Source organism: Coprococcus sp. RTP21428st1_C9_RTP21428_210409, from assembly GCF_040227395.1.
GTDB lineage: Bacteria > Bacillota > Clostridia > Lachnospirales > Lachnospiraceae > Coprococcus > Coprococcus aceti.
In genome coordinates, this window is the sequence record NZ_JBEHVV010000004.1 from 59,880 (window position 1) to 68,371 (window position 8,492).

At 42.7% G+C, this 8,492-nt stretch carries 6 protein-coding genes; 5 read left to right on the top strand and 1 reads right to left on the bottom strand.

Annotated features, from left to right (window positions below):
• Window positions 1-3 precede the first annotated feature (3 nt).
• Together ABUA34_RS01790 and ABUA34_RS01795 are read left to right on the top strand one after the other, a co-directional pair.
• The gene (locus tag ABUA34_RS01790) at window positions 4-2,694 is read left to right on the top strand and encodes a YfhO family protein (protein WP_055279872.1); all 2,691 of its coding nucleotides are present in this window, start codon (window positions 4-6) and stop codon (window positions 2,692-2,694) included.
• Between the two features lie 34 nt (window positions 2,695-2,728).
• A complete protein-coding gene (locus ABUA34_RS01795; protein ID WP_349822762.1) occupies window positions 2,729-5,344 on the top strand; it encodes a YfhO family protein in 2,616 nt (871 codons plus the stop codon).
• On the opposite strand, the gene ABUA34_RS01800 is transcribed toward ABUA34_RS01795, so the two are convergent.
• A complete protein-coding gene (locus ABUA34_RS01800) occupies window positions 5,322-6,419 on the bottom strand; it encodes a LysR family transcriptional regulator (RefSeq protein ID WP_055279874.1) in 1,098 nt (365 codons plus the stop codon). The genes ABUA34_RS01795 and ABUA34_RS01800 overlap by 23 nt on opposite strands.
• Before the next feature lie 118 nt (window positions 6,420-6,537).
• On the opposite strand from ABUA34_RS01800, the gene leuC reads away from it, so the two are divergent.
• From leuC to ABUA34_RS01815, 3 genes are all read left to right on the top strand, one after another.
• The gene (gene leuC / locus ABUA34_RS01805; RefSeq protein WP_022216079.1) at window positions 6,538-7,803 is read left to right on the top strand and encodes a 3-isopropylmalate dehydratase large subunit; all 1,266 of its coding nucleotides are present in this window, start codon (window positions 6,538-6,540) and stop codon (window positions 7,801-7,803) included.
• A 21-nt stretch (window positions 7,804-7,824) separates the two neighbouring features.
• On the top strand, window positions 7,825-8,316 hold the full coding sequence (gene leuD, locus ABUA34_RS01810; RefSeq protein WP_022216080.1) for a 3-isopropylmalate dehydratase small subunit: 492 nt from the start codon (window positions 7,825-7,827) through the stop codon (window positions 8,314-8,316).
• Window positions 8,317-8,380: 64 nt separating this feature from the next.
• On the top strand, window positions 8,381-8,492 hold a 112-nt coding region (locus ABUA34_RS01815; protein ID WP_349822772.1), incomplete at its 3' end, for an isocitrate/isopropylmalate family dehydrogenase.

Below are 8,492 nucleotides of genomic sequence, written 5' to 3' on the forward strand. Positions count from 1 at the left end.
ATTATGGAAAAAAAGAAAATCAGGTCAAGAAAAATTGTTAAGTATGGAATGGCATTTCTGATTCCTATCATATGTATAGTGATACATATGATGATGACGGACTGTTATCCATTTGGAAAGAATACTATACTGCTTGGAGATTCTAATACCCAGTATTATGCGTTTTTTGTGGAATTATCAGGCAGGATAAGACAGGAAAAATCAATTTTTTTCAGTTGGGACATGGGACTAGGATATGATTTCTATACTAATTTCTTTTATTATCTGGCAAGTCCTGTCAATCTAATAGCAGTTTTGTTCGGCGGTTCACATATGGAGCTGGGAATGATCGTCAGTATGTGTATTCAGGTTGGACTTTGCGGAGTTACTATGACCTATTTCTTATCGCATACCAGCAGAAATAAAATGCAGCACGGATGGCTGAATGACATACTCTGTGTTGTGATGGGAATGGCTTATTCCATGTGCGATTATATGCTTGCATATCAGTATAATCTCATTTGGCTTATATGCCTTCTTCTCGTGCCTGTTATGATGCTTGGCGTTGAGAGACTTATTGAGGGCGGTGATGTGAGACTTTATTTTGTGATGCTTTTCATGTCATTTGTATTCAACTTCTATTTTTCGTGGTTTGTGGCTATGATAGCTGTGATATGGTTTATCGATGTGAAAAAGGATAGCTGGAAAATGTTTTGGAAGCGTGGAGTGAAGTTTGCACTCACATCTATGACGGCTGCACTCAGTGCATGTGTTGTACTTGTGCCGTGTTTCCTTGCGATAGTTGGAAGAGAAGGTGCAAGTTCACTCACAGAAGATATACCATTTAGCAAGTTTGGTAATTTTGCAAATTTGTTCCAGAGCTTTTTCTGGGGACATGATATAGATATAGCTGGAAGAACTCTGTATGCAAGGAATATGTATATGGGACTGTCTCTGCTTTTCCTTGCGGTTGTATATGTGTTTAACAGGAATATACAGCTTCGGGCAAGAGTTAAGAGACTGGTGGAGATAGCGCTGCTTGTTGCCTGTCTGAATCTGACAGGGGCACTGTATGTTCTTCATGGGTTCACATATCCACATCTATATTCTTACAGATATGCTTTTATTCTTGTCATACTTCTTATTGTTTCAGCTTTTGAGTGTGCTGTGAACTGGACGAAGCCGGGGATTCGGGAAGGGATACTGACTGGAGTTGTATTTCTGGTTTTCCTTGGGGGCGTTTTTCTGGCAAACAATGAGGTGCAAAATGTAGTCTGCTATATGGTCACGATTCTGCTTATTATATATTTGTTTATGGTATTTGTATTGCAGGCCAGAAACAGCATAAAGATAAATTCTCTGATTGTGAATTTTATAGTAATACTTTTTGTGGAACTGATATCCAATGCCGTATATGTGAATACGGATGCATATACTACGGGCAAGGAGCATCTAGGCGGGACTGACGGATGGAGAGCCATATATAATGAAAAGGACAACAGTGATCTTAATAGAAAGACATCCTGGATTTTGTCACAAAATAATACAGTCTATTCAGACACTAATATATTCTCTTCAATCATAAATACAAAAGTGACATGGCTTTTTGATGCGCTTGGAATGGTGTATCAGGAACACGGCGCTACATATGCATACAGAAATACTACACCGGTAACTGCGCTTATGTTCAATGTAAGAAATGTATTATCGGATGCAGATGCATATTATGGTGGATATACAAAGGAGCAAAGTTATAATCTGAAAAACGATGTGTACGATATAGATGATGAGATTGCATGGTATACAACAGACTATGCTGTGGGAGCGGGCTTTTCTACAGATGGCAGTATAAAAGATTGGAATGTGTCAGACGTAGTTCCGTTTGAGGTGCAGAATGAATTCGTGAAAGATGTGTCGGGAGTTGAAGGAGTGTTCACTCATGTTTCACCGGATGAACTGACTGATTTTGATGTGAAATATAGAGGATGCACTCCGGATAGACAGGTCTTGCCGGATGGAGTAACTTTGGAGAGAAAGACTGATAAAAATGCTTATACATATATGAATGTGTCGCTCGATGAAGATTACCATGCCACACAGATTTATACGTTTACAGCTCCGAGGGATATGCATTTGTATGTGAGCCTTGAGGATGCAAATAAGCTGTGTAATATTGTAACTGTAGACGGAAATGTGATAGCGGATATAAATGAGTATGACGCTTATCCCTCACCAAAGGATGTACTTGATCTCGGCGAGCTGAAGAGTGGGCAGAAGGTCGAGATACAGGCAGTCAATCTGTCCACAGTCCTTAAAAAAGGAGTAACGTGTATAGATTTCTATGAATATCACGATGACAAGATGCAGGAATGCAAGGAATCAATTAAGGATAGGACACTTTCACTTGACACAGTGACATCTACATATGTAAAGGGTACGGTGACAGCAAAGGAGGATGGTATATTGTATACATCAATTCCTTATTACAGAGGCTTTACAGCGTATGTTGATGGAAATAAGACCGATATAACACCGTTGGCAAACGGTGCGCTTGTGGGTCTGGAGCTGACAGCAGGAACACATACAATAGAATTCAGGTATGTAACATATGGCTTTAAGCTAGGGCTTATGTTATCTGCAGCAGGATGGCTCATAGTTGTATTATACATGGTGAATCTCAGACGCAGCAGGAAAAAGAAGGTACAGGCTGCATAGAACAGATAGCGCAATAAATTAAGTGGGGATTGATATGGGTACAAAGCAAGGAGAAGTAAACAAACATAAAAAGAGCGGGATTCTGTATGCGGCTGTATTCTTAGTTACATTTCTGATATATACAGTAATTCTGATTCTGCAGAAAGCATATCCGTTCGGAGATAAAAGTTTTCTGACGTATGATGCATATGTGCAGTATAAGAATATGTTTCATATGTTATTTGAATGGATTTCGGGAGGTGGCAAAGGAAGCTTTATCTGGTCGATGGGAATGGGAATCGATGCTGTACAGGAGTCACTGTATTACTGCCTGAGCCCGTTCAATATCATCGTTCTGATGTTGGGAGAGAGCAGGCTGGAACTTTCCATGGTATTGCTTATCATCATAAAATCCGCCTGCCTGCCGGTCACGGCGCTTTACTTTTTCAGACATACCAATAAGAAAAATATAGAGAATGGGTACAGCCAGACAGTTGCAACGTTCATAGAGCTGGCATGCAGTATGGCATATGGACTGTCCGGGTATGTCCTTGCATATGGACATAATATTATATGGCTTGATGGGCTTATTCTGCTTCCGATAGTGGCACTTGGCATAGAGCATCTGTCAGATGGAAAAGGATGGATGTTATACACGCTGTCTTTGGCAGCGTCTATCATATGCAATTTCTATTTTTCATTCTATATATGTGTGTTTGCCGTGATATATTTCTTGCTGGAAAAACGGGAAAATGTCAGAGATTTCCTATGCAGAGGACTTTCGTTTGCTGGCTGCTCGGTGCTATCTGCTCTACTCGCAGGAGTGGTTCTGATCCCTGCCGGACTGGTGGTCATGAGAGCTGCGTCTTCGGTGACTGATATGGGACTTGAAGGAACACAGATGTGGGGGCAGTTTGGAGCGTATATATCCTCGTTCTATCCACTGAAGGATCTGGAATGTGTATCTATGTTCAGCAATAACAGTTATTGTGGAAGTATTGTTGTATTTGCTGCCTGCCTTTTTCTTTTGTCTTATGTGAGTGACTGGAAGACGAGGGTGAAATACTGTATAGCCATGGCCGTGCTTGTGCTCGCCCTGAACTATCTCCCGCTTAATTATGTGTTCCATGGCATGACGATCACACATGGACTTGGAAACAGGTTTGCATTCATATTAACATTTATATTAATTGTTGCAACATATCGAATTCTCATGAATCTTGCTAAGTTGAGACTGAGGTATATTGCTGTAAGTACTGCGGTGGCAGGCGTAATATTTGTGGCAAGTCTTATTGACAGCAGAGAGATGAGTACCCCGCTTGGCTATGTTATATTTATGCTTATGCTGGCATTTGCAGCCATTCTGTGCGTGCTTTGCAGAAGAGGAAGCATAAAGCCGGGAGTGGCTGTGTGCATTATCTGTGGCTGCTGGATAGCTGAGATTATGGGAAATGCATTATATGTAATGCCGGGCAAGACGGAGGACTGTCTTCTGACAGATGCTGTAAGACTAGATCAGTGGGAATCAGTATACAATTCCCTGGATACAGAAAATGGCACCAGAAAGAGCGCTATGGTTTATGAGAATTATGCGCCATATTCTCAGACAAACTGGTATTCATCCATGGCAAATGGAAATACGATCAGAGCGTTTTCCAGTATGGGACTTGCCCACTTTGACAATGTTGAATATATATATTCGGGAACTACACCGCTTACAGCGCTCATGTACAATGTCAGATATGTGCTGAGTCCGGAGAATGGTACTTACGCAGGGTATAACCTTGTTGCTGAGAATGACGTATACAATCTGTATGAAGCAGAAACTCCTGAGATGATGGGATTTATGTTGGATGATGGTATCGTAGACTGGAAAGCAGACAGGACACCTCTTGAAAATCAGAATGATTTTATGAAGAGTGGCTGTGGTCTGTCGTCAGATGTATTTACAGAGATTGATATATCGGATTGGAGTACTTCTTATCTCAATCAGGACACACTTAGGGAATCAGTGGGTTATTGCATATACAGAACGTCAAATGCATTTGTGCCGATGACCCGGTATGAGTTTGATGCTGAATCTGATATGGATATGTATGTCTACAGTAAGGATAGCCGCGATCACTATGTGGAGATGATCGTGGACGGAGATCTCAGGGTATCGAATGGGTCATATGTTACAGAACAGTTGTCACATGTCGGCCTCGTAAAGAAAGGACAACATGTCAGGATAACTATAGGAGGTGCGACCAGCTCTAAAACAGGAAGTGTTGGAGAGCGATTTGTAAAGGTATACAATTACAATGCAGATGAATTTGAGAAAGCAGAAGAGAAGATACTTGATAGTCCGCTTGAGTGTACAGGATTTGTAAAGAATACTTTCTATGGAAGTGTGGATGTGAAAAATCCAGGTATCCTGTATATCGCATATCCATATGATGATGGGTTTAAGATATATGTGGATGGAGAGCCGGCAGAAAAAATTCGCCTTGGTAGAGGCAATATGGGGGTCCGGATATATGCGGGCAGTCACGATATAGAAATTGCATACAGAACACCTGGGCTTATGGCTGGCGCACTGGTTTCGCTGTTTGGAATATGCATCATGCTGTTTATGCTGAGGTGGGACAGTAAACAGAAGCATGTAATCACACCCCTACCCACTCCATAAATTTCTTCATAGCCGTGCTCTGATTCTTCATTCCTGAGTAAGCGAAGCCGACACTCCTGCTCGGAATAGGAGTGTCAAGCGGAAGTTCGGTTATAACACCGGATGAGAGCTGTTCCTGCGTGAATTCGCGAACCACGCTTGCGACGCCCATTCCTATGGCAGCGAAGTCGATGAGGAGATCCATGTTGTTGATTTCAAGTACCTGGCTGCAGCTTATGCCCTGTGAGCGGAGATACTCGTCCACGTGGGTACGGGTTACATTTGCCTCCTCAAGAACCATGAGGTTGGAGCCTTCAAGGATGTCAACTGTTGATATATTGGACATACCTGAGTTACTTGAGTTATGAATAGTGGTAGAAGCAGAGATGCCGGATGAATGTCCGGTATCTCTGCTTTTTTTATCCGCACTTTGATCTGTTGCATCGCCGTGTGTGGCAGAGGCTAAGCCTGAGTTTAGCAGCGGTATAATGTTACCCTTGATATTGCCTGAAAGCTCATCGGCAAAGCTGTATTGATCTCTGCCATTTGCGCGCTCGTAGAAATTATCCAGATATTCAGGGCTTGCCACAAATACGTCATGTATCTCCTTGACAGGAGAGTAGACTATCCCCTTTGGAAGCTCTGTGTTGCAAATCAGGCCTATATCTATATTTTCGTTTCTGAGAAGCTTGATGGTGTTCACGGTTGAGTGGCAGTCTATGCTGAACTTGATGTTTGGATTCTCCCTGATGAAGTCCTTCAGATAGTCCAGGAGTATGTGCTTGCACAGGGATGTGCTCACGCCGATTCTTATGTGACCGATTCCAAGCTCCTTGTAATTCTTCAGATTTTCCTCACCCATATTCAGAGAGTCAAATGCCCTCTCAACATATTCATAGAGAACCTGTCCCTCTTCAGTCAGAGTTACCCCTCTGGAACTTCTGTTAAAAAGCGCAGTGCCGAGTTCTTCTTCAAGTTTGGAAATAGCCTTGCTTATCGCGGGCTGACTGATGTAGAGCTGATTTGCGGCCTTGCTGATGTTGCCGGCTTTGGCAACTGTATGAAAAATAACGTAATTGTTCAGATTACTTATCATGATATTCCCCCAGGTTATAATAACTATTCTTTTTATATATTGTAATTATACCTAGATGAGTGATATTATCAAGAGTAAGAATTTGTATTTAGAAACAAATGATAGGAGGACTATAAATATGGGTATGACCATGACTCAGAAGATTTTAGCTGCTCATGCAGGACTGCCATCAGTTGAAGCAGGACAGCTTATCGAGGCAGATTTGGATTTAGTATTAGGAAATGACGTAACAACTCCGGTCGCAATTCACGAGATGGAGAAGTTCAACAAGAAGGAAGTATTTGACAAGAAGAAGATAGCACTTGTCATGGATCACTTCACACCTAACAAGGATATCAAGAGTGCAGAGCACTGTAAGTGTGTAAGACAGTTCTCAGCGGCAAATGAGATCGAGAACTATTTCGATGTCGGAGCAATGGGTATCGAGCATGCGCTCCTTCCGGAGAAAGGACTTATCGTGGCTGGTGAGACATGTATCGGAGCAGACTCACATACATGTACATACGGAGCACTCGGTGCATTCTCAACAGGTGTCGGAAGTACAGATATGGCAGCAGGAATGGTGACAGGCAAGGCCTGGTTCAAGGTTCCATCAGCCATCAAGTTCAACATCGTTGGAGAGAAGGCAAAGTGGATCAGTGGTAAGGACGTCATCCTTCACATCATCGGTATGATCGGTGTTGACGGTGCGCTTTATAAGTCTATGGAGTTTGTTGGAGAGGGAATCAAGAACCTCACAATGGACGATAGATTTACAATTGCGAACATGGCCATCGAGGCAGGTGCCAAGAATGGTATCTTCCCTGTCGATGAGCTTACAGAGGAGTACATGAAGGAGCACAGCACAAAGTCATATACAAAGTATGAGGCAGACGAGGACGCTGTATACGATGCAGAGTACACCATCGACCTGTCACAGCTTAAGCCGACAGTTGCTTTCCCTCATCTCCCAGAGAATACAAAGACTATCGATGAGGTCGGAGATATCAAGATCGATCAGGTAGTCATCGGTTCATGTACAAATGGACGTATCTCAGATATGAGAATTGCAGCAGATATCATCAAGGGAAGAAAGGTTGCTGACGGTGTCAGAGTTATCGTCATCCCTGGAACACAGGATATCTACCTTCAGTGTATTGAGGAAGGTCTTATGACTATATTTGTCAAGGCTGGAGCAGTGGTTTCAACTCCTACATGCGGACCATGTCTTGGAGGACATATGGGTGTCATGGCAGCGGGAGAGAGAGCTGTATCAACAACCAACCGTAACTTCGTAGGACGTATGGGTCATGTAGACTCAGAGGTATATCTTGCCAGTCCTGCTGTTGCAGCAGCTTCAGCTATCACAGGTAAGATCAGCAGTCCTGACGAACTTGGATTATAAAAGAGATAAAGGAGATAGACTATGAAAGCACATGGAACAGTACACAAATACGGTGACAACGTAGATACAGATGTAATCATCCCTGCAAGATACCTGAATTCATCAGACCCTGCAGAGCTCGCAAAGAGCTGTATGGAAGATATAGATAAGGATTTCGTAAAGCGCGTAAAGCCGGGCGATATCATGGTGGCAAGAAAGAACTTCGGCTGTGGATCTTCAAGAGAGCATGCACCTATAGCCATCAAGGCTTCAGGAATAAGCTGCGTAATCGCAGAGACATTTGCCAGAATCTTCTATAGGAATGCCATCAATATCGGACTTCCGATCATCGAGTGCCCTGAGGCAGCAGAGGCTATCCAGGCAGGCGATGACGTGGAGATCGATTTCGACAGCGGTATGATCTATGACAGAACCCAGGGAACAGAATTTAAGGGACAGGCATTCCCTCCATTCATGCAGGAGATCATCAAGAGCGAGGGACTCATCAACTATATCAATAATAAAAATAAATAGAGTATGAGCATGTTTGGCCAGAGTGAAGATATATCATGAAAGGCAAAACAGGAAGGAGACAAAAATGCAGTGTAATTTAGCCGTAATAAAAGGCGACGGTATCGGCCCTGAGGTAGTTACAGAGGCTATGAAGGTACTTGACACAGTAGGAGAGAAGTTCGGACACACATTTGACT